A 25282-nucleotide genomic window follows, 5' to 3' on the forward strand; every position below is an offset into this window, starting at 1 on the left:
ACTTCCATGACCTATGTTCCTGCCGAAGACCGCTACGAGCGCATGGTCTACCGCCACTGCGGTCGCTCGGGCCTGAAACTGCCCGCGATCTCGCTGGGGCTGTGGCACAATTTCGGTCAAGACACGCCGCACCAGACCAAGCGGGACATCCTGCGCACGGCCTTCGACAACGGCATCACGCATTTCGACCTGGCCAACAACTACGGCCCGCCTCCGGGCAGCGCCGAAGAAGCGTTCGGCGAGATCCTGAAGACCGACTTCGCCGGCCTGCGTGACCAGATGGTGATCTCGTCCAAGGCGGGTTATCGGATGTGGGACGGCCCCTATGGCGAGTGGGGCAGCCGCAAGTACCTGATCTCGTCCTGCGATCAGAGCCTCAAGCGCATGGGCGTCGACTATGTCGACATCTTCTACTCGCACCGCTTCGACCCGGACACGCCGCTGGAAGAGACCATGGCCGCGCTCGATCACATCGTCCGTTCTGGCCGGGCGCTCTATGTCGGGATATCGTCCTACAACTCGAAGGACACCCGCGCCGCGGTGTCGATCCTCAAGGATCTCGGCACGCCCTGCCTGATCCACCAGCCGTCCTACAACATGCTCAACCGCTGGGTCGAACGTGACGGGTTGAAGGACACGCTCAAGGAACTGGGCGTCGGCTCCATCGCTTACACGCCGCTGGCGCAGGGCATGCTGACCAACAAGTACCTCGGCGGGATCCCCGAAGGCAGCCGGGTCACGCAGGGCAAATCGCTTCGGCAGGAGATGCTGACCGACCGCGCGATCGAGAACATCCGCGCCCTCAACGCCATCGCCGAACGGCGCGGCCAGACGCTGGCGCAGATGGCCATCGCCTGGGTGCTCCGCGAGGAAGGGATCACAACGGCGCTGATCGGCGCCTCGAAGGCCAGCCAGGTCGAGGATTGCGTCGGCGCGGTGAAGAACCTCGAGTTCACCGCCGAGGAACTGGCCGAGATCGACCGCCATTCCGACCAGGAGAACATCAATCTCTGGGCCCAGTCCTCGGGCACCAAGGAAGGCGCCGCTCAACGATGATCCGAAATCCGATCCTGCCCGGTTTCAATCCCGATCCTTCGATCTGCCGGGCAGGGGAGGAGGTCTTCATCGCCACCTCGACTTTCGAGTGGTATCCGGGCGTCCAGATCCACCGCTCTCGCGATATGGTGAACTGGACGCTCGCCGCGCGGCCCCTGAACCGGGCCGCGCAACTGGACATGCGCGGCAATCCCGACAGCTGCGGGATCTGGGCGCCGTGCCTCAGCTATGCCGACGGGCTGTTCTGGCTGGTCTACACCGACGTCAAGCGGCTCGAGGGCAGCTTCAAGGACGCGCACAACTACATCGTCACCGCGCCCTCTATCGAGGGGCCGTGGTCCGATCCCGTCTACGTCAACTCCTCCGGGTTCGATCCGTCGCTGTTCCATGACGACGACGGGCGCAAATGGTTTCTGAACATGCGCTGGAACCACCGCAGCACTGCTGCGCGGCAACAGGCGCGCAGTTCCGCCTTCGATGGTATCCTGCTGCAGGAATGGCATCCCGAGAAGGGTCTGATGGGCGAGGTGCGCAATATCTTCCAGGGCAGCGAGCTGGGGCTCGAGGAGGGCCCGCATCTGCACAAGCGGGACGGCTGGTACTACCTGACCGTGGCCGAGGGCGGCACCGGTTACAGCCACGCGGTCACGATGGCCCGCTCGCGCGATATAGGCGGCCCGTACGAGTTGCACCCGGACACCCACCTGATCACCGCCAAGGACGCCCCCGACGCGCCGCTGCAGCGCGCTGGTCACGGCCAGATCGTCGAGATGCCGGACGGCGCGGTCTACCACACGCACCTCTGCTCGCGCCCTCTGCCGGGCACCCGGCTCTCGCCGCTGGGACGCGAGACGGCGATTCAGAAATGCGAATGGCGCGACGACGGCTGGCTTTACCTCGCCCACGGCGACCCGGTGCCGCGGGTGGACGTGCCGGTGACGCCCGATGTCGCGCCCGCACCGCCGCAGCCCGTCCACCGCCGCTTCGGCGGCGCCAGCCTGCCGCCCGAGTTCCAGTGGCTCCGCACCCCCGAGCCCGGGCGGATCTTCTCGCTGACCGGCGACGCCCTGCGCCTGCATGGGCGCGAGAGCATCGGAAGCTGGTTCGAGCAGGCCCTCGTCGCCCGCCGGCAGGAGCATCACGCCTTCCGCGCCGAGACCGAGCTCAGCGTTGCGCCGCGCACCTACCAGCAGGCCGCCGGCCTCGTGCACTACTACAACCGACACAAGTTCCACTTTCTCGCCGTGACATGGGAGCCGGAGATGGGCCGGGCGCTCACAATCATGTCCTGCCCCGGCGACTGGCCGCTCGAACGGCTGACATGGCCGCTTGACGCCCCTGTGCCACTGCCAGCTGAGGGCGCGGTGGAACTGGCGATGCAGGTGAGCGGCGCCGATTTGCAGTTCCTCTGGCGTACCGGGGCCGAGTGGCAGCTCATCGGCCCGGTGCTTGACGCCAGCGTGATATCTGACGAGGGCGGGCGGGGCGAGCATGCGTCGTTCACCGGCGCTTTCTGCGGCATAGCGGCCTTCGATCTGACCGGCGCGGCGCTGGGCGCGGAGTTCTCGCGCTTCGACTACATGCCGGAGGAGCCATGACTCGCAGCCGGATCCGGATCTTCGATCTCGAGGAGGGCAGGGCGCGCACTCTGCTGATCTCCAACACCCATGTCGAGGCGCCGAACTGGCACCCTTCGGGCGACAGGCTTATCGTCAATGCGGGTGGGCGGATCTGGACCCTGCCGCTGACCGCGCCCGCGTTGCACCCGGTCGAGACCGGGTTCGCCATTGCCTGCAACAACGACCACGGGCCGTCCCCGGACGGCAAGGTGCTGGCCATCACCGACAAGGTCGAGACCGGCAAGTCCTGCATCTACACGCTGCCCATGACCGGCGGCACCCCGGTTCGCCTGACGCCGGACGTGCCATCCTACTTTCACGGCTGGTCGCCGGACGGAAAGACGCTGACCTATTGCGCCATGCGCGAGGGCGCCTTCGATATCTTCACCATGCCCACCGAGGGCGGCGCGGAAACCCGGCTGACCCACGACATGGGCCATTGCGACGGGCCGGACTACACGCCCGACGGGCAGTGGATCTGGTTCAATGCCGACAAGCCGGGCCCAGCCCAGCTTTACCGCGTGCCCACGAGCGGCGGTACGCCCGAGCGCATGACCCATGACGAGCGGGTCAACTGGTTCCCGCATCCCTCGCCCGACGGCCAGCACGTCTTGTACCTCTCGTACCCACCGGGGACCGAGGGGCACCCGGCGGACCTCGACGTGGAGCTGCGCCTGATACCCGCAGGCGGCGGAGAGCCGCGCACGCTCTTGCAGCTCTTCGGCGGACAGGGGACGATCAACGTGCCCTGTTGGGCCCCCGACAGCCGCCGCTTCGCCTTCGCCAGCTACGAGAGGGACGCATGACCACCACCACCCGGCGCGAAGCATTGGCGCTGACCGCCGCCGCGCTTGTCCTGCCCACACCCGCCAAACCTGCGTCCGGCAAGCCGGTTCCCGCCCCGCAGATCGTGAACGGCTGGGTGCTACTGGGAACCGACGCCCCGAAATGATCATCGACGCCGAGACATCGCGCGACGGGCTGGACCGCGCCTTCGACATTTGCGTGATCGGCACCGGGCCCGCCGGGATCACCATCGCCCGCAAGCTGGCCGAAGCCGGCGCGAGCGTTGCGCTGATGGAGGGCGGCGGCGAGGACTACGAACACCGCAGCCAGGACCTCTACAAGGGGCAGGTCACCGGCCTCGACTACTGGCCACTGGACGAGCCACGGCTGCGCCTGCTGGGCGGCAGCTCCAACCACTGGGCCGGATGGAGCCGTGCGCTCGACGCGATGGACTTCACGGCACGCCCGCATGTCGCGCTGTCGGGCTGGCCGATCTCGAAAGCCGACCTCGATCCTTACGTGGCCGAGACCGAGGCGATCCTCGATCTGAACCCGCTTCCCGTGCTTCCGCCTTTGGTGCAGGAGGAACCGCGCTTCCGCCGGTTCACCATGCGCTACTCGCCCCCGACACGTTTCGCCGACAAGTACCGCGACGCGCTCGAAACCCTGCCGACACTGACCTGCGTGCTGAACGCCAACCTCGTGGATCTGCGGCTGGACGAGAGCCTGACCCGCATCACCGAAGCGCGCTTCCGGGGCTATGCCGAGGGCGATCCGGGCTTCGCGATCCGCGCACGGACCTTTTGCCTCTGCACCGGCGGAATCGAGAATGCGCGGCTGCTGCTCAACTTCCGCTCGCAGCTGCCGGACGGCATCGGCAACAGGACCGACAACCTCGGGCGCTATTTCTGCGAACACCCGCATTTCACCGTCGCCGACGCGCTTTTGGGGCAGGGGATCGACGACCTGGAGTTCTATCGCCCCACCCCCGGTTTCGCCGAAGCCGCGCAAACCCTCAATTTCGGTCTGCGGCTCGAGCCGTCGCATTTCAACCCGCCCGGCGCGCCCCCGCGCGAGGCCATCGCGGATTGCGATGCCGTGCTGCCCGCCAGCCTGATCTCGGCGATCCCGGCGGACTCGCCCCTGCACGACGGGCTGCTGCGCCGCGCCCGCGCGAACGCCTGCCCGACGGCGACGGTGCGCATCGCGCAGGAACAGGCGCTGAACCCGGACAGCCGGATTACGCTCACGGACGAGCGCGACGCGCTGGGCCTTTCCCGAACGCACCTCAACTGGACCCTGACCGCGCAGGACCGGCAGTCCATGCGCAACGCCGCGCTGGCGTTCGCCCTGCACATGGCCGAGCAGGACCGGGGCCGCCTGCGGCTGCGCGACTGGGTGCTGAGCGACGATGCGCCTTGGCCAGATCTCGATGCGGACGAGGTTGGCGGCAAGCACCACATGTGCGCCACCCGCATGGCCGAGGATCCGCGCCACGGCGTGGTCGATGCCGATTGCTGCGTGCACGGGACCGAAAACCTGTTCATCGGCGGCTCGAGCGTCTTCGCGACAGGCGGGCACTCCAACCCGACCTACACGATCGTCCAGCTGTCGCTGCGCCTCGCGGATCACCTGAGCGCCCGGCGCGGCTGAGCGCAGAAACCGGGCGACAGGCCCGGGCGCATGCGCTAGGCAGTCGATGCGGTTTGACCGCTCAAAAGACTGATGGAGGATCCCCATGACGACCCGCCCCTATTCCGGCATCTGGCCGGTCGCGCCCACGCCTTTCCACGACGACGGCACCGTGGATCTGGACGGCATGCGCCGCGTGATCGACTGCATGGTGGACCAGGGCGTCGACGGGATCTGCATCCTCGCCAACTTCTCGGAACAATTTCTGCTGTCGGACGAGGAACGCGCGCAATTGACCCGCGTCAGCCTGGAACAGGCGGCGGGCCGGGTGCCGGTAATCGTCACCATCAGCCATTTCGCCACCCACGTCGTCGAGGACCGCGCCCGCGAGGCGGCGGCGATGGGCGCGGCGATGGTCATGATGATGCCGCCCTATCACGGCGCGATCCTGCGCGCCGACGAACAGGGCATCTTCGAGCATTTCGAGCGGGCCGGCCGCGCTGGCGGCATCCCGATCATGATCCAGGACGCGCCGATGTCCGGCACCACCCTGTCGATCCCCTTCCTGGTCCGCATGGCCCGCGAGATCGAACAGGTTAAGCTCTTCAAGATCGAGACGCCGCAGACGGCAGCCAAGCTCCGCGCGCTGATCGAGGCCGGGGGCGACGCCATCGAAGGCCCATTCGATGGCGAAGAGGCGATCACCCTGATCGCCGACATGGACGCGGGCGCGACCGGCACCATGACCTCGGCCACGCTGCCGGACCTGATCAAGCCCGCCGTCACCGCGCACCTGTCCGGCGACCGCGAGACCGCCAAGGCGATCTACCGGGACCTGCTGCCGCTCATCAACTACGAGAACCGCCAGTGCGGCTGGCGGTCGTGCAAGGTGGTGATGAAAGAGGGCGGCGTGATCGGCTCGGACGCCGTGCGCCACCCGACGCGGCCCATGCACCCGGCACAGCGCGAGGAGCTGCTGGAACTGGCGCGCGAGGTGAACCCGCTGGCGCTGACCTGGGGCAAGTGAACCCGCGCGGCCCGGTCAGTCCTTCGGGGCGACCGGGCCGTTCGCTTCCTTCCAGCCCTTGAAGCCGTCGTGGATATGCGCGACGCCCTGCAGTCCCATATCCTTGGCCGCCTTTGCTGCCAGCGCCGAGCGCCAGCCCGAGGCGCAGTAGAATACGAAGCGCCCCTCGGCCTGAAACTGCGGTTTGGCATAGGGGCTTTCGGGGTCGATCCAGAACTCCAGCATACCGCGCGGGCAGTGGAAGGCGCCCGGGATCATCCCGTCCCGCTGCAACTCGCGCACGTCGCGCAGGTCCACGAAGGTCACCGCTTCCTGCCCATGCAACGCCTTGGCCTCGGCGGCGGGCATGTGATCGACCTCCAGGTTCGCTTCGGCGACCATGTCCTTGACCGATTTCATCTCAGATCCTTTCGATGGCTATGGCGGTGCCCTCACCGCCGCCGATGCAGATCGCGGCCAGCCCGCGTTCCTTGTCCTGTTTCCTCAGCGCCGCCAGCAGCGTCACGAGGATCCGGGCGCCGGACGCGCCGATGGGGTGGCCCAGAGCGCAGGCGCCGCCGCGAACATTCAAACGCTCGCGCGGTACGCCAAGCTCCCGCATGAAGGCCATCGGGACCACCGCGAATGCCTCGTTGACTTCCCACAGGTCCACGTCGGCCACCTGCCAGCCCAGCCGGTCCATCAGCTTGCGCGCGGCGGGCACCGGCGCCGTCGTGAACCAGCCCGGGGCCTGCGCGTGACTGGCATGGCCCAGTACCCGCGCCAGCAGCGTCAGCCCGTGCGCCTTCGCGACGCTCTCGCGGCACAGCACCAGCGCCGCCGCGCCGTCCGAGATCGAGCTGGAGTTGGCCGCCGTCACCGTGCCGCCCTCGCGAAAGGCGGGGCGCAGCGTCGGGATCTTCTCGGGGCGGGCATTGGCGGGCTGCTCGTCCGTCGATACCACCGCCTCGGTCTTGCGGGTCTTCACCGTGATCGGCGCAATCTCGTCGCCCGCGTCCGCATCCAGCGCGGCCCGCAGCGAGCCGAGGGCAAACTCGTCCTGCGCCTCGCGGCTGAACTGGTACTTCTCGGCGCAATCCTCGGCGAAGGTGCCCATCAGGCGGCCCCTGTCATAGGCGTCCTCCAGACCGTCGAGGAACATGTGATCGACCGCCGCGCCATGCCCCATGCGCGCGCCGCCGCGCATCTGGGGCAGCAGGTAAGGGGCGTTGGTCATGCTCTCCATTCCGCCCGCGACGATCATGTCGCTGGTCCCGAGGGCCAGCTGGTCATGCGCCATCATCACCGTCTTCATGCCCGAGCCGCACATCTTGTTGACGGTCGTGGCGGGCACGTCCTCGCCAAGACCCGCCGCGAACCCGGCCTGCCGTGCGGGGGCCTGGCCCTGACCGGCGGGCAGCACGCAGCCCATCAGCAGCTCGTCCACCGACGAGGCTTCAACCCCGGCGCGCTCGAGCGCGCCGGCGATGGCGTGCCCGCCCAGCTCGGCCGCGCTCAGCGGCGACAGCGCGCCCTGGAAGCCGCCGATGGGCGTGCGCGCAGCACCGGCGATGACGACGGGATCGCTCATGTGTTCCTCCCCTGAGCCTTGCCTAAGTGCTAGCACCGGCAGGGGGGAGCGGGATAGCGGGCAATTCCAGGTCGGCCCAGATCGGCAGGTGGTCCGAGGCGATCCGCGCCAGTTTACCCTGCTCGACGCCCGCATCGGTCAGTTCGATACCGTTGCTGGTGGCGATCCGGTCGAGCGCCGCGACCGGCCGGGCGGCGTGGAAGCTGAGCCCGGGGCTGTGGACCGCGTGCCCCTCGGTCAGTGCTTCGAGGCCCGAGGTTGGCGACCATTCGTTGAAGTCCCCAAGCCACAGCACCGGGCGGGCAGGGCGCGCGGCCAGCTCCGCCAGGATTGCCGCTAGTTGCTGCCGCCGGTCGCGCCGCCGCAGCCCGAGGTGCACGGCCACGACGATGAACGGCACCGGGCCGTCGATATCGGCGATTACTGCGCCGCGCGGCTCCAGACCCGGCAGGTCGAGACCCCGCACCGAGGTCGCCTCCAGCCCCTTGCGCAACAGCAGCGCATTGCCGTGAAAGCCCAGGCTCACCTCGTTTCGCGCCACGCTCACCGGCGCAAGGTCGCTGCCCTCCGCGATCATCTCCGGCGTCAGGGCGGCGCGGCGCGGGCCGAGCCGGCGGTCGGCCTCCTGCACCGCGACCACGTCCGCCTCGAGCGCGGCGATCACGTCGAGCGACCGCGCCGGCCGCCTGCGGCGGTCGAGGCCGATGCCCTTGCGCATGTTGTAGCTCGCCACGCGCAACCGCGCGGGACTGTCCGGCGTTCGTTCCATGCCCTAGATATGGGGAGGTTCCCGCGCATTTCACGCCGATGCGCGGCCGACCGCCCGAAGCGACCGCCCGTATCGATCCGCGAACCGGAGACTTTCATGCGCCTTCTGCCGCGCCGCCGCCTGGCTCAGATCGCCATTGCCGCCTTTGTGGCGGCCGCCATCGCCTCGGCCCTGTCCGGGCGCTGGTCGCTGCTCTTCGTCTCGCTGGTGACGATGGCCCTCGCCGTCGCGCCGATCCTGGCCGCCGAGGGCCTCGGCCTGCGTGTGCCGATCCCCTTCGTGGTCGCCATAGCAGGCTTCGTGTTCGGCTCGATCTTCATGGGTGAGATGTTTGATTTCTATGAGAAAGTCTGGTGGTGGGACATCGCACTCCACGGACTGTCAGCGGTCGGTTTCGGCATGGTCGGCTTCCTCTTCGCCTTCATGCTGTTCGAGGGCGATCATTTCGCCGCGCCAGCACCCGCGCTCGCCGTGATCGCGTTCAGCTTCGGCCTGAGCATCGGCGCCCTGTGGGAGATCTTCGAGTACACCGTCGACCAGTTTTTCGGCACGAACATGCAGAAATCCGGTCTCAAGGACACGATGGGAGATCTGATCGTCGACACGCTTGGGGCGGCGATCGGCGCGGCTTCGGGGCTGCTCTATCTCAAGGGTCGGCAGTTCCTGACCGCCGGTCTGATCGCGGACTTTGTCGAAAAGAACCGTGTGCTCTATCGCAAGGCGCGGATCCGGCGGCGCGGGCGCTGAGACCGCGCCGCCGCGTCGCTCAGCCTGCGGGCGCCGAATAGCTCTTCGCGGCAGTACCCGCCGCCTTCATGGCCTTCATCGCCTCGGCAGAGGTCATCAGCTTGGTGGTGGCCCCACCGGACAGCGCCCCCGAGGCGCCCACGGCAAGGGCGATCCCGCCCATGGCGGTGTCATCCGGCGCTTCTACCAGTGCCAGGAAATCGTTCTCGCCGAAGCAGAAGAACAGGTTGTGCAGCTTGCCGCCACCAGCCTCGACCACCTTTCTTGCCGCGGCTTCGCGGTCCTGAGGGTTGTCGACCATGGCCTTGATCGAGTCGATCGAGTAGCGACCCGTGAACATGTAGAAAGGCATTTCACTCCCCCGTGTACTTGTTACGCTTTCGATGAACGCACTTGATCCACGCGCGGACGGTCCGGGCATGGGTCTCAATCATATCATGAAACGTGAATTTATGGGGTGGAAACCGCCCGCTAGACCGGTTCTGCCTGTGCGCCGCGCTCGCGGTAGGGGGTGGTGCCGAACTGCGCCCGGTAGCATTTCGAGAAATGCGAGGGCGAGGCGAAGCCGCAGGCGAGCGCCACGTTGATCACGCTCATGTCGGTCTGCAGCAGCAGGTTCCGCGCCCGGTTCAGCCGCAACTCCATGTAGTAGCGCTTCGGGCTGCGGTTGAGATAGCGCCGGAACAGCCGCTCCAGCTGCCGTGTGGACATGCCCACGTCGGCGGCCAGCACCGAGGGCGAGACCGGCTCCTCGATGTTCTTCTCCATCGCCTCGATGACGGTCGAGAGCTTCGGGTGCCGCACGCCGATCCGGGTCGGGATCGACAGGCGCTGCTCATCCTTTTCGGAGCGGATCGAAGTGTGGATCATCTGGTCCGCCACCGCATTCGCCAGCGGCGTGCCGTGGTCCTTGGCGATCAGTCGCAGCATCAGGTCGCTCGGCGTGGTCCCGCCCGAGGCGGTGATCCGGTTGCCGTCGATCACAAAGACATTCTGCGTCAGCTCGACCTCGGGGAACTCCTCGGCGAAGCTGTCGCGGTTGTCCCAGTGGATCGTCGCGCGCTTGCCCTCCAGCAGCCCGGCCATGGCCAGCGCCTGCGCCCCTGTGCAGATCGCACCCACGGTCGCGCCCCGGCGGCTCTCGCGTCGTAGCCAGTTCAGCACCGGACCGGTGACCGCGCGCTTCACGTCGACGCCGCCGACCACGATCACCGTCGCATCGCGCGGCAGTTCCTCGAGCCCCGCGTTCGGATGAATCGCCATTCCCGCCGAGCACAGCACCGGTTCCCCGTTCTCAGCAACCACGCGCCACTCGTAGAGCGGCGCCTTCGAGACCCAGTTCGCCAGCCGCAGGGGCTCCAGCGCGCTGGCGAAGGCAAGCAGGGTGAACTGCTCCAGCAACAGGAAGACATACGGCTTCGGGCGCTCTTCGGGGTCGTTCATGCTGTGCCTCACGCCGGTTCAGACCCCATTGGAAAAACCTTCCGAAGGGGGCGTCAAGCGGGAAAGGGACACGCGATAGGCGAATCGCGCGCAAAATGTCCGCACGTGCTGGTCAATCCCCTGAGCATTCCCTATACGTGCTTCCCGCAACTTTCATTCTGACTCGGGGAGCGAGATCATGACCCAAGCATGGTCCAAGAGCGGCTGGCGCACGAAAGAGCGGATCCAGATGCCCGACTATACCGACGCCGATGCGCTTCGGATGGTCGAGCAGCGCCTTGCAAGCTATCCGCCCCTGGTCTTTGCGGGCGAGGCCCGCAAGCTGCGCGCCGAACTGGCCGAAGTGGCGAACGGGCAGGCCTTCCTGCTGCAGGGCGGCGACTGCGCCGAAAGCTTCGAGGAGTTCTCGGCCGACCTGATCCGCGACACCTACAAGGTGATGCTGCAGATGGCCGTGGTGCTGACCTTCGGCGCCAAGCTGCCGGTGGTGAAGATCGGCCGCATGGCCGGTCAGTTCGCCAAGCCGCGCTCGGCCCCGACCGAGGCGAAGAACGGCGTCGAGCTGCCCAGCTACCGCGGCGACATCATCAACGACATCGGCTTCACGCCCGAGTCGCGGATTCCCGATCCGAGCCGGATGCTGCAGGCCTACACCCAGGCAGCAGCGTCGCTGAACCTGCTGCGCGCGTTCAGCCAGGGCGGTTTCGCCGACATCGCACGTGTGCACAGCTGGACCCTGGGCTTCACCCAGGACGCGCCGGGCTACGAGAAGTACCACGCGCTCGCCAACCGCATCCACGAGAGCCTGGAGTTCATGCAGGCCGCGGGCGTCACCGGCGATACCGTCGACAGCCTGCACCGGGTGGATTTCTACACCAGCCACGAGGCACTGCTGCTCGAGTACGAAGAGGCGCTCTGCCGCACCGATTCGACCACGGGCCTGCCGGTGGCGGGCTCGGGGCACATGATCTGGATCGGCGACCGCACCCGTCAGCCCGACGGTGCGCATGTCGAGTTCTGCCGCGGCGTGCAGAACCCGATCGGCCTGAAATGCGGCCCCTCGATCTCCGAGGATGACCTGCTTCGCCTGATCGACACGCTGAACCCGCACAACGAGGCCGGGCGCCTGACCCTGATCGCGCGCTTCGGCGCCGGCAACGTGGGCGAGCACCTGCCGCGCCTGATCCGCGCCGTCGAGCGCGAGGGTGCCAAGGTCGTCTGGTCCTGCGATCCGATGCACGGCAACACGATCAAGTCCGAGTCGGGCTACAAGACCCGTCCGTTCGAGCGTGTGCTCCGCGAGGTCCGCGAGTTCTTCCAGATCCACGGCGCCGAGGGAACCTACCCGGGTGGCGTACATTTCGAGATGACCGGCAAGGACGTGACCGAGTGCACCGGCGGCGTGCGCGCCGTGGCGGACGAGGATCTCTCGGACCGCTACCACACCGCCTGCGATCCGCGCCTGAATGCGTCCCAGTCGCTTGAACTGGCCTTCCTCGTTTCCGAGGAACTGCACCAGCGCCGCGAGGCGCAGCGCGCCGCGGTCTGATCCGGCCGGTCTCAAATCCAGGGGCGCCCCGAACCGGGCGCCCTTTTTCTTAGCGGATGCCCTTCATGACCCAGAAAATCGCCGTCCTCACCGCTGCCGGTACGCTGCCCCGCGCTGATGTCGACACCGCGCTGACCCGGCTCGGCGCCGATCCCGCGACGCTGAAGCCGCTGGGCGAAACCGCCGCCGAAGTGGTGCTGCCCGCCGGCGCCGCGCCGGACCTTGAAGCGCTGCGTGCGGGCCTGAGCCTCGACGTGAACCTCGTGCCCGCCGAGGGCCGCGCCAAGCGGATCCTGATCGCAGACATGGACAGCACCATCATCGGCGTCGAATGCATCGACGAGCTGGCCGATTTCGCCGGTGTGAAACCCCAGGTCGCTGAGATCACCGAGCGTGCCATGCAGGGCGAGCTTGATTTCGAACAGGCGATCGACGCCCGCGTCGGCCTGCTCAAGGACCTCTCCACCGATGCGCTGCAGCAATGCTACGACGAGCGGGTGCGCCTGAACCCCGGTGCGCGCGAACTCGTGCAGGCGATGAACGCTGCCGGCGCGCGCACCGCGCTGGTTTCGGGCGGGTTCACCTTCTTCACAGTGCGCGTCGCGGCGGCGGCAGGCTTCGCCAGCAACCAGGCGAACACGCTGGAAGAGCAGGATGGTCGTCTCACCGGCACCGTCGCGCGCCCGATCCTGGGTCGCGAGGCGAAGGCCGAGGCGCTGAGGGCGATCTGCACGGAACTGGCCGTAACCCCCGAGGCGGCTGTCGCCGTCGGTGACGGCGCGAACGACCTCGCGATGATCCGGATGGCCGGCCTCGGCGTCGCCTATCGCGCCAAGCCCGCGCTTCGAGCCGAGGCCGACGCGGTGCTCGACCATTCCGACCTGACCGCGATCCTCGCCTTGCAGGGCCTGAAACCCTAAAGCGCGCCCGCTTTCTTCATCCCCGAAATACTCCCGCCGGAGGCGTCCGGCGGCGGGGCCGGGCAGGGCATCAATCGTTGGGCACCACCTTCAGATGTCCCCTTCGCGGCTGGCTGACCAGCGGCGCGGGATTGTCCACGATCTCGCGTACCGGCGGCGCGGCCGTGAACCCCGGCATCGGTTCGGCGAACCCCGGCTGACCATCGACGCCGAGACCGTCCATCTCGCCGCGCACGGTGGTAAGACGGTGTGCTTCGATGCCGAAATTGACCGGGGTGCGCACGGGCGTCCGCTCGGTCACCGCGCAGCCAAGGATGCGGGTGACCTCGCCGAAATCGCTGCGCAGCGGCAGCAGCAACATCTGGCCGCGCATCGGCCGACCACGCGCGTCCGCGGCCAGCAGGTCCAGCTCTGCCACCGCCGGAGCGGACAGCACCGACAGCAGGTGGCCGCGAAAGGCCTCGCGGTGCGGCGCGTCTATCATCGCCTCGGGGGGCATGCCACGCACCTCCATGCCCATCATCTCGCAGAGGCCAAGACCCCCCAGCCGCACCCGGATCTGATCCGGACCCAGCTGTTCGAGGATGAACATGTGTTCGAGCACGTCCTCGAACCGGCGCGGGTCCAGCTCCGACCGAAACGGCGCCTGCCGATCCCCGCGCAGTTCCTCCCAATAGGCCCGAAGCCTTGTAAGCGCGTCAGTATTCATTTTTCTCTATTTGCCATTCTACACGTCTACAGCCCGAACCCACGGCGCGTAAGCTGTGAGAAATCCCACAGGGACTGCGTGTTGAAGTATCGGACACATCCGGATACCCGTCGGATGCATGATGAAGTCTAGACAAGTTTTATTCATTTTCAACGAGTCGCATAGGGATTGCTTAACACGTGCCGCGCGGGCACAAACGGCCCGCGAGACAGGGGCCGCGAGACAGGGCCCGCGAAACAGGGGGAGACATGGCGCTGAGATCCATGACCGGCTTCGCGGCCCGCAGTGGCCGCAGCGAGACCGCCGACTGGCAGTGGGAGGTGCGCAGCGTGAACGCGCGCGGCCTCGACCTGAGACTGCGCCTCCCCGAAGGGCTCGAGGCGCTGGAGCCGAAGGTCCGTGCGGCGGCGCAGAAACACCTGACCCGCGGCGCGGTGCAACTGGGCCTGCGCGTCGGCCAGGCCGAGGGTGCTGCATCCCTGACCATCGACGACGCCGCGCTGTCCCGTGCGCTCGCAGCCGCCTCGCATGTTGCGCAAGCCGCGCAGGCGGCAGGACTGCCGGTCGCGCCGATGAGCGCCGGCGATGTCCTGTCGATGCGCGGCGTAGTCGAATCCGGCCGCTCTGCCGACCGTCTGAGCACCGAGGCCGTGGCGATCGGTGCCGACATCGAGCCGCTGTTCGCCGCGCTCGCCGACGCCCGTGCCGCCGAAGGCGACGCACTTCTGGCTGTGCTCCGCGACCAGGTCGCGACCGTCGAGGACCTCGTACGCCGGGCCCGTGACGCCGCCGGAACCCGTGCTGAGCGACAGGCGAGCCTGCTGCGCGAGCGGGTCTCGGCGCTGATCGCCGCGCAGGACCGGGTCGACGAGGACCGGCTGGCACAGGAGCTTGCGCTTCTCGCCGTGAAGGCCGACGTCACCGAGGAACTGGATCGGCTGACCACCCATGTCGCAGCGGCGCGCGATCTGCTGGGGCAGGGCGGCGCGGTGGGGCGCAAGCTCGACTTCCTCATGCAGGAGTTCAACCGCGAGGCCAATACGCTGTGCTCCAAGGCGCAGGACGGCGCGCTGACCGCCATCGGGCTGGAGCTGAAGGTGGTCATCGACCAGATGCGCGAACAGTGCCAGAACGTGGAATGAGCCCGCACATGACCCAGTCGCCGAACACCGCCGCCCGCCGGGGCCTGCTGATCATCCTCTCCTCGCCCTCGGGGGCGGGCAAGTCCACGCTGTCGCGCCGCCTGCGCGAATGGGACCCCGAGATCACCTTCTCGGTCTCGGCCACCACCCGCAAGCCGCGCTCTGGCGAGGTCGACGGTCAGGACTACCATTTCCTGAGCGAAGAGGACTTTCGCCAGCAGGTCGCCGAGGGCGGGATGCTCGAACATGCGCGGGTCTTCGGCAATTCCTACGGCTCGCCGCGCGGCCCGGTCGAGGCGGCGGTGAATGCCGGGCAGGACGTGCTCTTCGATATCGATTGGCAGGGTGGCCAACAGATCCGGAACAGTGCACTGGGGCGGCTCGTGGTCTCGATCTTCCTGCTGCCGCCGTCCATCGCCGAGCTGGAAAAGCGCCTGCGCGCACGCGGCCAGGACGACGACGCGGTGATCGCGGGCAGGATGCGCAAAAGCCGCGACGAGATCAGTCACTGGGCCGAGTATGACTATGTCTTCGTCAACGACGATCTCGACGCCTGCGAGGCGCAGTTGCGCGCGGTCATCTCGGTCGAGCGGCAGCGGCGCGAGTGCATGCCGGGCCTGGTCGGCCACGTGCAGGCGCTCAACGAGGAATTCGACCAGCGCGACGACTGGGGCAGCTAGGAGGGGCGGAACATGACCGGGCTTTACGATCTCGAGGGCATCAGCCCGCATCTGCCCGAGGACGGCGACGTCTGGGTCGCCCCCGGCGCGGCGGTGATCGGCGACGTGGTGATGGAGAGCGGCAGCTCGGTCTGGTTCAACGCGGTGCTGCGCGGCGACAACGAGCGGATCCATCTCGGGCAGGGCTCGAACATCCAGGAATGCTCGGTTCTGCACACGGATCCCGGCTATCCGCTGACCATCGGGGCGAACTGCACGATCGGCCACAAGGCCATTCTGCACGGCTGCACCATCGGCGACGGCGCGCTGATCGGCATGGGGGCAACGGTGCTCAACGGTGCAGTGATCGGCGCGGGCAGCCTGATCGGCGCCGGCGCGCTGATCACCGAAGGCAAGGAGATCCCGCCGGGCAGCCTTGTGATGGGCGCCCCCGGCCGCGTGGTGCGCGAACTGGACGAAAGCGCGCGGCAGGGGCTGTTGGCCTCGGCCGAGAAATATCGCGCCAACATGCGCCGCTTCCGCGCGGGCATGAGCCCCGCCATGTTGCGCGCGTGAGCGTGCCTGTCCGGGCGGCCGGATGGCGGGCAGCCGCCGGATGCCTCCGGCGGGGATATTTGAAGAACGTGGAAGGCGGGGGGCGCGCCCGGTCTGACGGTTCTGCGCCATGTCGCGGATCAGCCGGGCAGGCCGGCGACTTCGAGGCTCAGCCCGTCCTCGCGCATCTGCCGGACCAGGGGGGTGCCGAGCTCGGCCAGGGCCATGCCAAGCAACAGGAACTGCACTTCCCCGGGGGCGACATGCTCGGCAGGCTTGGCGCGCTCGGCGATGGCCCAGAGCGGAGCGAGATCGCGCATCCGGCTGGCCCGCGTGTCGATGCGGAACCCGGTCGGCGTCAGGTTGACCTGGCTGTCGCCCCCGAGCGGCAGCGCCATTTCCTGGCAAAGCAGCGCGAGCAGCAACAGCTTCGCGGTCTGCCGTGGAATCTGGGCGTCCAGTGCGTCTATGACGATCCGACTGCGGCCGCCGCCCAACAGCGACTCGACGCCCGCGCGCAAGTCAGTCAGCGCCACCCGCGTGCCCGGTTGAGCCGCGCCGAACGCCAGCCGGAAGAAGCGCAGCCGTGCCGCCGCCGAGTTGACGCTGTCGCCGATCAGTCCCAGTTCGGGCGAGGCGGCGCCCGCCGTTTCCCCCAGCAGTTCAACCCCGTTCGAGATCGCCCCGATGGGGCTGATCAGGTCGTGGCAGATGCGCGTGCTGACCAGCGCAGACAGTTCGGCCCCGGTCATCGCGCGGCAATCCGGCGGAGGTCTTGCATATGAACGCCTTTCTCGAGCCGGGCATGCTGGTCCGCCATCCCGCACGCCCGGATTGGGGCCTCGGGCAGGTGCAGTCGGTCATCGGCTACCGGATCACGGTGAATTTCGAGCATGCGGGCAAGGTCGTGGTTGATGGCAGGAACGTGGAACTCATGCCCGAGTTAGACCCGGGCTCCGGTTGAGGTCAACAATTCACAATCAACCTTAACGATAAGTTAAATGGTTGGCGGGGCGTTAAGGCATGCTGACCTGGGATCGGTCGCCCGCGTGGCGGTTGCCTCTGGTTTGGCTGTCGCATATGCACGGGAACGTGTCAGCGCCCGCCACAATCGCGCGGGCGGACGCCGACCGGGAAAGGTGCATGCAGCTCGACGCCAGCCGTTTCGACATCAGGCTTGCCGCGACCGAGGAAGAGGTCATGGCAGCGCAGCGCCTGCGTTATCGGGTCTTCGTCGAGGAAATGGGCGCGCCCGCCGCCGATGCGGATCACGATCGTCGGCTCGAGAAGGACCGGTTCGACCCGCATTTCGACCACCTGATCATGATCGACCGCGAGCGCCCGCCCGAGGATCCGCTGGATCGGGTCGTCGGCGTCTACCGGCTGCTGCCGGGCGAGCGTGCAAGCAGCGCCGGCGGCTTCTACGGTGCCGGGGAGTACGATCTGACCCCACTGGAGCGGCAGCCGCGGCGGACGCTGGAGCTGGGCCGCTCCTGCGTGGCGGCGGAGTACCGTGGCAGCGCGGCGATGCACCTGATGTGGACCGCGCTGGCGCGCTATGTCACCGAGCGCGAGATCGAGATCCTGTTCGGCGTCGCCTCGTTCCACGGCACCGACCCCGAAGAGATCGCCCCGGCCTTGAGCTATCTCCACCACCGCCACCTGGCGCCCGCCGACCTCAGGGTGCGCGCGCAGCCCGAGGGCTTCGTCGCGATGGACCGCATGGCAGCGGGCGCGGTCGATCCCAAGCAGGCGGTGCGGCAGATCCCGAACCTGATCAAGGCGTACCTGCGCCTCGGCGGTTTCGTGGGCGAGGGGGCGTTCATCGACCGGGACTTCAACACGATCGACGTCTGCCTGCTGATGGATACCGCGCGCATGGTGGACAAATACAAGGCATTCTACACCGGCGGTGTACACGCCGCATGAGCGTCACCTGGAACGAGGCCGAGCCGCCCGAGGTCCGCGCGCCGCGCGGGCTGGAATGGCTTCGGCTTGGGCTCCGCGCGCTGACGCTGGTGGTGGTGACCTATTTCGGCATCATCTTCGTGGTGGTCTTCAACCTTGTCGAGCGGGTGCTGCCGTTGGGGATCTCGCACCGGATCATCTGCTTATGGGGCTGGATATGCCTGCGGCTCTGCGGCGTGAAGATCCGCCGCGTGGGCGAGCCGATGGCGCATCGCGGCGCGGTGGTGGCGAACCACACCGGCTGGATCGATATCTTCACCCTGCTGGCCGCCGACCGGGTCTATTTCGTCTCGAAGGCCGAGGTGTCGTCCTGGCCGCTGGTGGGCTGGCTCTCGCGGCAGATCGGGACGGTGTTCATCGACCGGCGGCGGACCGCCTCGGCGCGGCAGCGGGACCAGTTGAGCGAGCGGTTGCTGCGGGGAGACCGGCTGGCGTTTTTCCCCGAGGGCACCTCGACGGACGGTCGGCGGGTGTTGCCGTTCCGCTCGACGATCTTCGCGGCATTCGAGACGCCGGAGCTGCGCCGCGCGCTCTGGATCCAGCCGGTGACGCTGGTCTACCACCCCACCGATGGGCTGCCGCGCAGCTTCTATGGATGGTGGGGGGACATGGGGCTGAAGGATCACCTGACGGCGGTGTTCGCGCTGTCGCGCGGGGCGGAGGTCGAGGTGATCCATCACGCGCCGCTGCGCGTGGATGACTATTTCGACCGCAAGGAACTGGCCCGTGCCTGCGAAGCTGCGGTGCGGTCCGGCATGGATGCTGCACTGGCCCGAGAGACCGGCGGCTGATCCATCGGAGGCGCTGACGCGCCAAGTCTTTTCTCCCCGGTTCCGCCTTTCGGCGCAACCGGGGCCCGCCGCCCGTCTGGTGCGGTTCGCCGGGGCTAGACGCGGCCCAAGCGTTCTCTTTCCCCTAAATACTCCCGCCGGAGGCGTGCCAGCGTTGCCAAGGGCGCTGGAATCAGTCGCCGAAATGCGCCGACAGCCGTTTGACCGCCGCGACCGGGTCGTCCTCGGCGGCCCAGATCTCCTGGCCGAGGCTGAGGAAATCCGCGTAGGGCGCGACCTTGTCCAGCGCCGCCGCGTCAAGGCCGCCTTCCGCAACCACCGGCACCTCGATCATCTCGGACCACCAGGCGAAAAGCTCGGGCTCCGCCGCATCGCCGTCGCCCAGCGTCGGCGAAGGGGTCACCGGGCCGAAGGCGACATAGTCGACACCGATCTCGCCGGCGGTCAGCCCGGCGTGGCGCGAGGTGCCACAGAACGCTCCGACGATCGCGTCCTTGCCGAGCGCCTTGCGGACCTCGCGCACCCGGCGCGCGCCGTCGGTCAGGTGCACCCCGTCGAGGCCCAGACGTTCGGCCAGGCGGAAATGATCGTCGATCACCACGGGAATGTCCCGTTCGTGCCCGAAGGCGCGCAGCACGTCCGCGGCGCGTGAAAGCACGTCCTCGTCGCGGCTGGCCAGCGCCAGGCGGATACAGGCCGGGGGCACCGCATCGCAGACCGCCGCCAACTGCGCCGGGAAGGTCGACAGGTCGAACTGCGGCGGCGTGGCGAGGTAAAGCTTCGGTGGCTCGGGCTGGGACATGGAACACCCTTTCTTCTCAACGGGCCGTACATATCGCCGCGCATCGCCCGGGTCCAGATGGGGCTTGCAGGTGCACCGCGGCCCCGGCACTCTCGGCCCCGGCACAAAGGAGCAGCACATGACCACCCCCGGCATCGGACACAACTCGGGCGCCCTGCAGGGCCGCAGCTGGCGGGCGCACTGCTGGCGCAAGGCGCGGAGCGGGTTGATCGGCAAGCGCATGCCTGTCGAGGTCGTCCGGCGCCGCGTCGCCCGAGCGCAGGAACTGGGGCTGGCCTATCCGCAATATGCCTCGATCCTGGCGGGCAGCGGGCGCGACATCATCGGGTTTCTCTTCACCTGCGACGGCATGGGCTTGCGCCTTGCACGCCGGCTGGAGATGCCGGAAACCGTGCAGCAGAAGCTCGCGTCGCTCAGGTCCTGCCAGCTGACCGCCCTTGCCCCCGAAGGCGAGCTGCCCGAGGAGTTCCGGGCTGAGCTTCAACAGGTCTCGGGCCTTGCCTTCGCGGCCTGCGGTACATCGCCCGCAAGCCCGTCCTGGACCGTCGCCCGGGCGCGGATCTCCGAGATCCTGGTGCCTTCCGGTCTGCCCGCAGACGGTGTCGTGATGATCGGTCACGGCGGGGAAGAGGCAGGGTGGGCCGAGGCTGCGGGCCTCGCGCGTTTCCTTCCAGTCGAGAGCTACTTTTCAGAGCAGACGCCCAGCTGATACCGCCGCCCTAGAAATAGCGGCCGAACGCCCGGTAATCCGCCCGGTAGAAATCCTCGAGCCGGGCGCGGCGCCGGGCATCCAGTTGGTCCCGCGAGAACCTGGGCCCCCCGGTCTGGTGCCGTCCGAGCCTCAGCTCGGCCCCCAGCCGCTCGCTCATGTCCCGAACGAAGTCATCCAGCTTCCCCATCGGGTAGAGCCGCGCGAAGTAGTCCGGGTCGTCCCCGAGGAAATCGACCATCGGACGGATATGGTGCTCGATCATCCGGCTGTGCCGGGCATAGGCCTCGAGATTGTCGATAAACGCCCCGAGGTCCGGCGCAGGGTCCAGCCCGTCCGGCAGCGTGGTCTTCCGGCCAAGCTTGGACCTCAGCCCCCGATGTTTCACCACCCGGTTTCCATAGGCCGAAAGCAGCCGCTCCACCGGGTCTCTCAGCACGGCGACGTGGTGAAAGCCCGCGATCGCCGCTTCAGGATACTTGCCCCGCAGCAGGGTCGGGTAGGCGGCGGTATGAATGTGCCGGACCTTGCCGTTTACCCTGAACTTGGCGAAGGGCACGCCGTTCTCGAACTCGAAGAACATGTACTTGATCGACGTACAGGCGGCCTTTGGGACTGCGCCGTAAAATAGCTTGTGAGCGGGCAGGAGGACGGCCATCCGGACCTTTCTGAAAATCGGGCGGGCAAGCGCACGGCGACGCCCTTATGTCGTAACCTGCCAGAAAGTTCCATGAAAACAATACGGAACCTCTTGCGGTCATCCTCGTTTGTTCCCCGACGCAACGACGAGAAGGAGGTTTCGACATGAAACGCTTTGCTGTTTCCACCGCTGCCCTGATGCTGGCCGCAACCCCGCTGATGGCCGACAACCACGACGCCGGTGACAAGATCGAGAACGCCGCCGAAGGCGCCGCCGCCAATATCGAGAATGCCGCCGAAGGCGCTGCAACCGCCGCCGGCAATGCCGCGCAGGACGTCGCCAATGACGCCGAGGCGGCCGCCGAGAATGCCGAGACAATGGCCGAAAACGCTGCCGGCCTGAACGATGCCGAACTGATCCGCACCCGCGACATCACCGGCGGCGAGGTCTACACCGTCGCCGAGGGCGAAAGCTGGGACGCGATCGACGCGATCGGCGACGGCTGGAACGACATCGGTGAGATCGAAGACGTGGTTCTGTCGCGTGATGGCCAGCTGAAGGGCATCGTGGCCGAGGTTGGTGGCTTCCTGGACATCGCCGACAAGCACGTGATGCTCGAGGTCAAGGACATGAAGCTGGTTCCGGTCGACGATCGTGAATACGCCATTGTCACCCGCATGACCGAGGAGGAGCTGGAGCAGCTGCCCGAAGTCGACGAAGGCTTCTGGGAGTAAGACAGCCCGTACCGCTTTGAGCGAACGACCGCTCCGACCAGCCCCGCCGGGACTTTCCCGGCGGGGCTTTTCCTTGTCCATGCAAGTAACCGTTGCGCCGCGCCGTCTTGAGTGGTTCCGTTTGCCATGATCGCGCCGGACCGGAGCAGACAAGGAGAGTATGACGTGAACACCAGCTTAGTTTCCCTCGCGGTCGTCATGGCGCTAGCGATTGCGCCTGTGGCGCAGTCCCAGTCGCTCAAGGACCGAATGCAGAGCGGGCTCTCGCAGATGAAGAAGGGCGCCGGGCAGGTGGGGCAGGGCGCCGCCGACGTCGCCGGTAGCGTAGCTGGCAGCATCGAGGAATCGGTGGACTCGACCGTCGACCTGTTGACCGACGAGGCCACGGTTGAAGAAACCCGGGCCGAGCTGGACGAGATGGCCGCGGCCACGCTCGACCGCCTTTTTCAGGAGCAACCCGCCGCGCAGGAGCTCTACGCGCAAAGCGTCGGCCACGCGGTGTTCGACACGCGAAAGCTTTCCGTGGCCGGGCTTGCGGGCGGCACCGGGCGCGGTGTCGCGATCTCGGCGGAGGGCACGCACACTTACATGCGGATGGGGACTGCGGGCGTCAGCCTGTCCTTCGGCATCGGCGGGTTCGAGACGCAGGTGGTGCTGATGTTCGAGACCGAGGCGGCATTCACCGAGTTCGTGACGCTTGGCCTCGACGCGACGGCGGACGCGGGCAGCATGTTCGGCGAGGATAGCGCCAGCATCGGAGTGCAGTTCGTCAACGGCCGCGCCATGTTCGTGCTGACCAAGCAGGGCTGGAAGGTCTCGGCCACGGCGGCGGGAACCAAGTACTGGGTCGATGCGGCGCTGAATTAGCGCGGCTGCCCCGCAGGGCAGATTGACTTGCCGCGGGCCCTGCGTTTGCATTCAGGCATAGCAATCTGAAGGACTGTCCTCATGCGCCCCATCCTGCCCGCCGCCCTCATTGCCGCCTGCCTTGCCGTCCCGCTCCACGCCCAGTCCACCGACAGCGCGGAACGCTCCGAAACCGTCACGCTCAGCGGCCTGATCGAGGCGATCGATCCCGAGACCCGCGAGGTCAGCATCGCTGGCGACAACGGCAACCACGCTGTCTTCGAGGCCGGCGAGGAGGTAGCGAACTTCGACCAGCTCGAAGTGGGCGACCGGGTGACGCTGGAGTATACCGAGGCCGTCGCGCTCTCGATGGCGAACCCCGGAGACGAGGGCACTGCGGAAGTGGTGGTCGCCGACGCCCGGGCACAGCTTGGTGAAAAGCCCGGCGCGGCGATGGCGGCGATGGTCAGTTTCGTCGTCGAGCTGGTCAACTACGACGCCAAGACGCAGATGGCGACGGTCATCTTCCCCGACGGCGGCGAGCACCAGCTGCCGGTCCACGAGAAGATGCTCGATTTCGCCGCCTCCAAACAGCCCGGAGACCAGATCCTCGTCGCGATCGGTCAGTCCGCAGCGGTTGTGGTGACACCCGAGGACTAGGTCTCTCGGGCCGCGATCTTCAATTTCACCGGACCCGCGCGAGGTATCGGCCCTCGCGCGAGACATATTTTCGCCGTCCTCCGCGACTAGCCGGAAGGGGATTACCCGCGGGCCCGCCGCACGGTGCGGCCTGACACATCCCGAATTCGCGCCGCCTTCATGTATTTGGGTGACCGAGCGGCGAAAAAGCATTGGTGACCGATGGACCACTCCACTATGCTTGCGCGTCTCGAGATCATCCATTGGCGGAATGCCCAGTTCGAGGCGGTGACGGAGCAGCTTGAAGCGGCCTTGCCGGACCTGCTGGCCGAGGTCACGCAAACCGTCGACGATGCCGGCATCACGGAAACCGTGCGGTCATCGCTTCTGCTGCGCCGCTCCGTCGAGAAATCCATCGCGCACTGGTGCGACGATCAGAGCCGTATCGCGCTTACCCGTGCGGAAATATCCCTCGACGACATGCTGGCCCATAGTACGCCGGGCCTGCAGCTCGACACGGATACGCTTTCGACGGTCAGCGCGGGGCTCACGGCGGGGCCGGGGCAGGGGCCATCGCGGGATCGCTGATCGCCATCCCCTCCGTCGTCGGCCTCGCGACTGTCACCACCGGCGGCATGCTTGGCTTCTTCGCGGCCAGCAGCATCAGCCTGCCAGTCCTCGCGGCTGGTGCGGTCGGAGTGGGGGCGCTGGCGTATACCGGCTCGACCGTCCTGAATCGCGCAGTCGAGGGTGCGCGGGACCGGCTGAAGACGAGGGTCATCGTGGCCACCGAGCGCCAGGTCATGGGCTACGGCCTCCCGCCGGGAGACCGCTGCGTGTTGACGGACATCCAGGCGCTGATCGTCGCCACCGCCGAGAAACGTATTGGGGAATTGACATGACCCCGATGAGCTACGTGATCCCGGCCGCTCATCTGTTTGCCTACGAAACGGGCGGGGTGGAGCTGTTCGGCGCAATCCTCAAGGATACCGCCACGGGTCGGATCGTCGGCCACGTCCAGCCGACGCAGGTGCTTGATGAACTCCTGAACATCGCTTCCGGCGGCGTCGGAAACACAATTTCACAGGGGTTCTCTCCGCTCGGGGCAGTCTCGGCTGTCCAGAATCAGGCGATCATCGGCAAGATCGCGGCAATTCAGCAGACGCTGGGGGTGCTCCAGACCCTTCAGGTAGCCTCGCTCGCGGTGTCTGGACTGGGCCTGGGCGTCTCGGTCGCGGGGTTCGCGGTGATGCATCGGCGGTTGAACGGGATCGACGCCGCCATCGAGAAACTCTCCGGCGCCGTCGCGCGCCTCACAGCCGAGCAGCGGCAGGACGAGGTGCGGCGCGATCTCGCGGATGTGGCGACCGAGATCGACGCTGTCGAGACGCTGCAGGGCCGTACCGACAAGGCTGCGCCCGGCCATGCCGCCCAGGCCCGGCTTGCAACACTGGCAGGCCAGCTTGAGCGCCACGTGGTCACGCACGCGGAACAACTGCCCACCGCAGGCCTGTCGACCGAAGACCTTGAGTTCCTCTGGTCGCTCGCCGCCGCGATCCGACTTTGTCACGACATGGGAGCCCGGGCGCTCTACACGATCGACGATATCGCTGCGGCCAAGGCCGTTCTGGCCCGGCAGGGCGAACGATATCTATCGCTGGCCGAACGCATCCCGCCGCCCGATACGCTCGTGCGTCTAGCATCGTTGGGTGTGACAGACCGCGCCGAAGTCGCCCGGATCCGCGCCGAAATCCTGCCCATGGGCCAGCACCTCGATCAGGGGATGCGCGAAGCCGTCGCCGCGATCACGTCGCAGGCGAGCCTTTCGGGCGATCTGGTCGCGAAGGGGATCCGGGGACCGGCGTTTCTGGAGCGGGTTGCCGAAGAGCGTGAGGAGCCGCTGCTCCTCGTCCCTGCCGGGGTGTCGCAGGCGACCGTACCGGCAGCGGGTTAGGCGGGCAGCTGGAACG

The 25282-nt window shown here is 67.5% G+C and carries 31 protein-coding genes; 22 read left to right on the forward strand and 9 right to left on the reverse strand.

Annotated features, from left to right (window positions below; translation table 11 throughout):
• The first annotated feature begins 6 nt into the window (after window positions 1-6).
• The 6 genes from mgrA to ACW9UR_RS06070 all read left to right on the forward strand — a co-directional run bounded on the left by mgrA (window position 7) and on the right by ACW9UR_RS06070 (window position 6120).
• The gene (mgrA, locus tag ACW9UR_RS06045; protein ID WP_458916030.1) at window positions 7-1056 is read left to right on the forward strand and encodes an L-glyceraldehyde 3-phosphate reductase; all 1050 of its coding nucleotides are present in this window, start codon (window positions 7-9) and stop codon (window positions 1054-1056) included.
• Window positions 1053-2654 (forward strand): glycoside hydrolase family 43 protein, encoded by a 1602-nt coding sequence (locus tag ACW9UR_RS06050; RefSeq protein ID WP_458916031.1) that lies wholly within the window; start codon window positions 1053-1055, stop codon window positions 2652-2654. Before mgrA ends, ACW9UR_RS06050 begins: the two co-directional genes overlap by 4 nt.
• Window positions 2651-3481, forward strand: coding sequence for a TolB family protein (locus ACW9UR_RS06055; RefSeq protein WP_458916032.1), 831 nt, complete (start codon window positions 2651-2653; stop codon window positions 3479-3481). The genes ACW9UR_RS06050 and ACW9UR_RS06055 overlap by 4 nt, the downstream gene beginning before the upstream one ends.
• On the forward strand, window positions 3478-3627 hold the full coding sequence (locus ACW9UR_RS06060) for a hypothetical protein (RefSeq protein WP_458916033.1): 150 nt from the start codon (window positions 3478-3480) through the stop codon (window positions 3625-3627). The genes ACW9UR_RS06055 and ACW9UR_RS06060 overlap by 4 nt, the downstream gene beginning before the upstream one ends.
• Window positions 3624-5114: a GMC oxidoreductase gene (locus ACW9UR_RS06065; protein ID WP_458916034.1), complete on the forward strand. Its 1491-nt coding sequence runs from the start codon at window positions 3624-3626 to the stop codon at window positions 5112-5114. The genes ACW9UR_RS06060 and ACW9UR_RS06065 overlap by 4 nt, the downstream gene beginning before the upstream one ends.
• A gap of 85 nt (window positions 5115-5199) precedes the next feature.
• Window positions 5200-6120, forward strand: coding sequence for a dihydrodipicolinate synthase family protein (locus ACW9UR_RS06070; RefSeq protein WP_458916035.1), 921 nt, complete (start codon window positions 5200-5202; stop codon window positions 6118-6120).
• A 15-nt stretch (window positions 6121-6135) separates the two neighbouring features.
• Here ACW9UR_RS06070 and ACW9UR_RS06075 read toward each other — a convergent pair whose 3' ends face one another.
• From ACW9UR_RS06075 to ACW9UR_RS06085, 3 genes are read right to left on the reverse strand one after another with little or no spacing between them, the layout of a single operon-like run.
• Entirely contained in the window at window positions 6136-6519 is a 384-nt protein-coding gene (locus ACW9UR_RS06075; RefSeq protein ID WP_458916037.1) for a rhodanese-like domain-containing protein, read from the reverse strand.
• 1 nt (window position 6520) lies between these two features.
• Window positions 6521-7690, reverse strand: coding sequence for an acetyl-CoA C-acyltransferase (locus ACW9UR_RS06080; RefSeq protein WP_458916038.1), 1170 nt, complete (start codon window positions 7688-7690; stop codon window positions 6521-6523).
• Window positions 7691-7712: 22 nt separating this feature from the next.
• On the reverse strand, window positions 7713-8459 hold the full coding sequence (locus ACW9UR_RS06085; protein WP_458916039.1) for an endonuclease/exonuclease/phosphatase family protein: 747 nt from the start codon (window positions 8457-8459) through the stop codon (window positions 7713-7715).
• Between the two features lie 96 nt (window positions 8460-8555).
• Between ACW9UR_RS06085 and ACW9UR_RS06090 the strand changes: the two genes are divergently transcribed.
• Entirely contained in the window at window positions 8556-9206 is a 651-nt protein-coding gene (locus ACW9UR_RS06090) for a hypothetical protein (protein WP_458916040.1), read from the forward strand.
• Between the two features lie 19 nt (window positions 9207-9225).
• Here the strand turns inward: ACW9UR_RS06090 and ACW9UR_RS06095 are convergent, their stop codons facing one another.
• On the reverse strand, window positions 9226-9558 hold the full coding sequence (locus ACW9UR_RS06095; protein ID WP_458916041.1) for a GYD domain-containing protein: 333 nt from the start codon (window positions 9556-9558) through the stop codon (window positions 9226-9228).
• A gap of 119 nt (window positions 9559-9677) precedes the next feature.
• Window positions 9678-10649, reverse strand: a complete 972-nt coding sequence (locus ACW9UR_RS06100; RefSeq protein ID WP_458916042.1) for a GlxA family transcriptional regulator — start codon at window positions 10647-10649, stop codon at window positions 9678-9680.
• 178 nt (window positions 10650-10827) lie between these two features.
• On the opposite strand from ACW9UR_RS06100, the gene ACW9UR_RS06105 reads away from it, so the two are divergent.
• Both ACW9UR_RS06105 and serB read left to right on the forward strand, forming a co-directional pair.
• Window positions 10828-12198, forward strand: a complete 1371-nt coding sequence (locus ACW9UR_RS06105) for a class II 3-deoxy-7-phosphoheptulonate synthase (protein ID WP_458916043.1) — start codon at window positions 10828-10830, stop codon at window positions 12196-12198.
• A gap of 65 nt (window positions 12199-12263) precedes the next feature.
• Window positions 12264-13118 carry a phosphoserine phosphatase SerB gene (gene serB / locus ACW9UR_RS06110; protein WP_458916044.1) on the forward strand — a complete coding sequence of 285 codons (855 nt, stop codon included), beginning with the start codon at window positions 12264-12266 and terminating at the stop codon, window positions 13116-13118.
• Window positions 13119-13188: 70 nt separating this feature from the next.
• On the opposite strand, the gene ACW9UR_RS06115 is transcribed toward serB, so the two are convergent.
• A complete protein-coding gene (locus tag ACW9UR_RS06115; protein ID WP_458916045.1) occupies window positions 13189-13827 on the reverse strand; it encodes a PAS domain-containing protein in 639 nt (212 codons plus the stop codon).
• 248 nt (window positions 13828-14075) lie between these two features.
• On the opposite strand from ACW9UR_RS06115, the gene ACW9UR_RS06120 reads away from it, so the two are divergent.
• From ACW9UR_RS06120 to ACW9UR_RS06130, 3 genes are read left to right on the forward strand one after another with little or no spacing between them, the layout of a single operon-like run.
• Entirely contained in the window at window positions 14076-14969 is an 894-nt protein-coding gene (locus tag ACW9UR_RS06120; protein WP_458916046.1) for a YicC/YloC family endoribonuclease, read from the forward strand.
• 8 nt (window positions 14970-14977) lie between these two features.
• Complete coding sequence (gene gmk, locus ACW9UR_RS06125; protein WP_458916047.1) at window positions 14978-15649, forward strand: guanylate kinase; 672 nt, start codon at window positions 14978-14980, stop codon at window positions 15647-15649.
• Window positions 15650-15661: 12 nt separating this feature from the next.
• Window positions 15662-16204: a gamma carbonic anhydrase family protein gene (locus tag ACW9UR_RS06130; protein WP_458916048.1), complete on the forward strand. Its 543-nt coding sequence runs from the start codon at window positions 15662-15664 to the stop codon at window positions 16202-16204.
• 119 nt (window positions 16205-16323) lie between these two features.
• Here ACW9UR_RS06130 and ACW9UR_RS06135 read toward each other — a convergent pair whose 3' ends face one another.
• Window positions 16324-16935 (reverse strand): histidine phosphotransferase family protein, encoded by a 612-nt coding sequence (locus ACW9UR_RS06135; RefSeq protein ID WP_458916049.1) that lies wholly within the window; start codon window positions 16933-16935, stop codon window positions 16324-16326.
• A 29-nt stretch (window positions 16936-16964) separates the two neighbouring features.
• On the opposite strand from ACW9UR_RS06135, the gene ACW9UR_RS06140 reads away from it, so the two are divergent.
• The 3 genes from ACW9UR_RS06140 to olsA all read left to right on the forward strand — a co-directional run bounded on the left by ACW9UR_RS06140 (window position 16965) and on the right by olsA (window position 18942).
• Window positions 16965-17147, forward strand: a complete 183-nt coding sequence (locus ACW9UR_RS06140; RefSeq protein WP_458916050.1) for a DUF3553 domain-containing protein — start codon at window positions 16965-16967, stop codon at window positions 17145-17147.
• A 179-nt stretch (window positions 17148-17326) separates the two neighbouring features.
• Complete coding sequence (gene olsB / locus ACW9UR_RS06145; RefSeq protein ID WP_458916051.1) at window positions 17327-18112, forward strand: L-ornithine N(alpha)-acyltransferase; 786 nt, start codon at window positions 17327-17329, stop codon at window positions 18110-18112.
• On the forward strand, window positions 18109-18942 hold the full coding sequence (olsA, locus tag ACW9UR_RS06150) for a lyso-ornithine lipid O-acyltransferase (protein ID WP_458916052.1): 834 nt from the start codon (window positions 18109-18111) through the stop codon (window positions 18940-18942). Before olsB ends, olsA begins: the two co-directional genes overlap by 4 nt.
• A 172-nt stretch (window positions 18943-19114) precedes the next feature.
• Here olsA and ACW9UR_RS06155 read toward each other — a convergent pair whose 3' ends face one another.
• Window positions 19115-19744 carry a thiamine phosphate synthase gene (locus ACW9UR_RS06155; protein ID WP_458916053.1) on the reverse strand — a complete coding sequence of 210 codons (630 nt, stop codon included), beginning with the start codon at window positions 19742-19744 and terminating at the stop codon, window positions 19115-19117.
• A 118-nt stretch (window positions 19745-19862) separates the two neighbouring features.
• On the opposite strand from ACW9UR_RS06155, the gene ACW9UR_RS06160 reads away from it, so the two are divergent.
• The gene (locus tag ACW9UR_RS06160; RefSeq protein ID WP_458916054.1) at window positions 19863-20453 is read left to right on the forward strand and encodes a hypothetical protein; all 591 of its coding nucleotides are present in this window, start codon (window positions 19863-19865) and stop codon (window positions 20451-20453) included.
• 10 nt (window positions 20454-20463) lie between these two features.
• Here the strand turns inward: ACW9UR_RS06160 and ACW9UR_RS06165 are convergent, their stop codons facing one another.
• Window positions 20464-21111, reverse strand: a complete 648-nt coding sequence (locus ACW9UR_RS06165) for a sulfotransferase family 2 domain-containing protein (protein WP_458916055.1) — start codon at window positions 21109-21111, stop codon at window positions 20464-20466.
• A 146-nt stretch (window positions 21112-21257) separates the two neighbouring features.
• Here ACW9UR_RS06165 and ACW9UR_RS06170 point away from each other — a divergent pair, with 146 nt between their 5' ends.
• From ACW9UR_RS06170 to ACW9UR_RS06195, 6 genes are all read left to right on the forward strand, one after another.
• The gene (locus ACW9UR_RS06170) at window positions 21258-21827 is read left to right on the forward strand and encodes a PRC-barrel domain-containing protein (protein WP_458916056.1); all 570 of its coding nucleotides are present in this window, start codon (window positions 21258-21260) and stop codon (window positions 21825-21827) included.
• Between the two features lie 165 nt (window positions 21828-21992).
• Entirely contained in the window at window positions 21993-22694 is a 702-nt protein-coding gene (locus ACW9UR_RS06175; protein ID WP_458916057.1) for a lipid-binding SYLF domain-containing protein, read from the forward strand.
• Window positions 22695-22775: 81 nt separating this feature from the next.
• Window positions 22776-23333 (forward strand): hypothetical protein, encoded by a 558-nt coding sequence (locus ACW9UR_RS06180; protein ID WP_458916058.1) that lies wholly within the window; start codon window positions 22776-22778, stop codon window positions 23331-23333.
• Between the two features lie 201 nt (window positions 23334-23534).
• Window positions 23535-23900, forward strand: a complete 366-nt coding sequence (locus ACW9UR_RS06185; protein WP_458916059.1) for a hypothetical protein — start codon at window positions 23535-23537, stop codon at window positions 23898-23900.
• A gap of 47 nt (window positions 23901-23947) precedes the next feature.
• Window positions 23948-24214, forward strand: coding sequence for a hypothetical protein (locus ACW9UR_RS06190; protein ID WP_458916060.1), 267 nt, complete (start codon window positions 23948-23950; stop codon window positions 24212-24214).
• Window positions 24211-25266 carry a hypothetical protein gene (locus ACW9UR_RS06195; RefSeq protein WP_458916061.1) on the forward strand — a complete coding sequence of 352 codons (1056 nt, stop codon included), beginning with the start codon at window positions 24211-24213 and terminating at the stop codon, window positions 25264-25266. Before ACW9UR_RS06190 ends, ACW9UR_RS06195 begins: the two co-directional genes overlap by 4 nt.
• The last annotated feature ends 16 nt before the right edge of the window (window positions 25267-25282 follow it).

Source organism: Halovulum sp. GXIMD14794 (assembly GCF_054457455.1).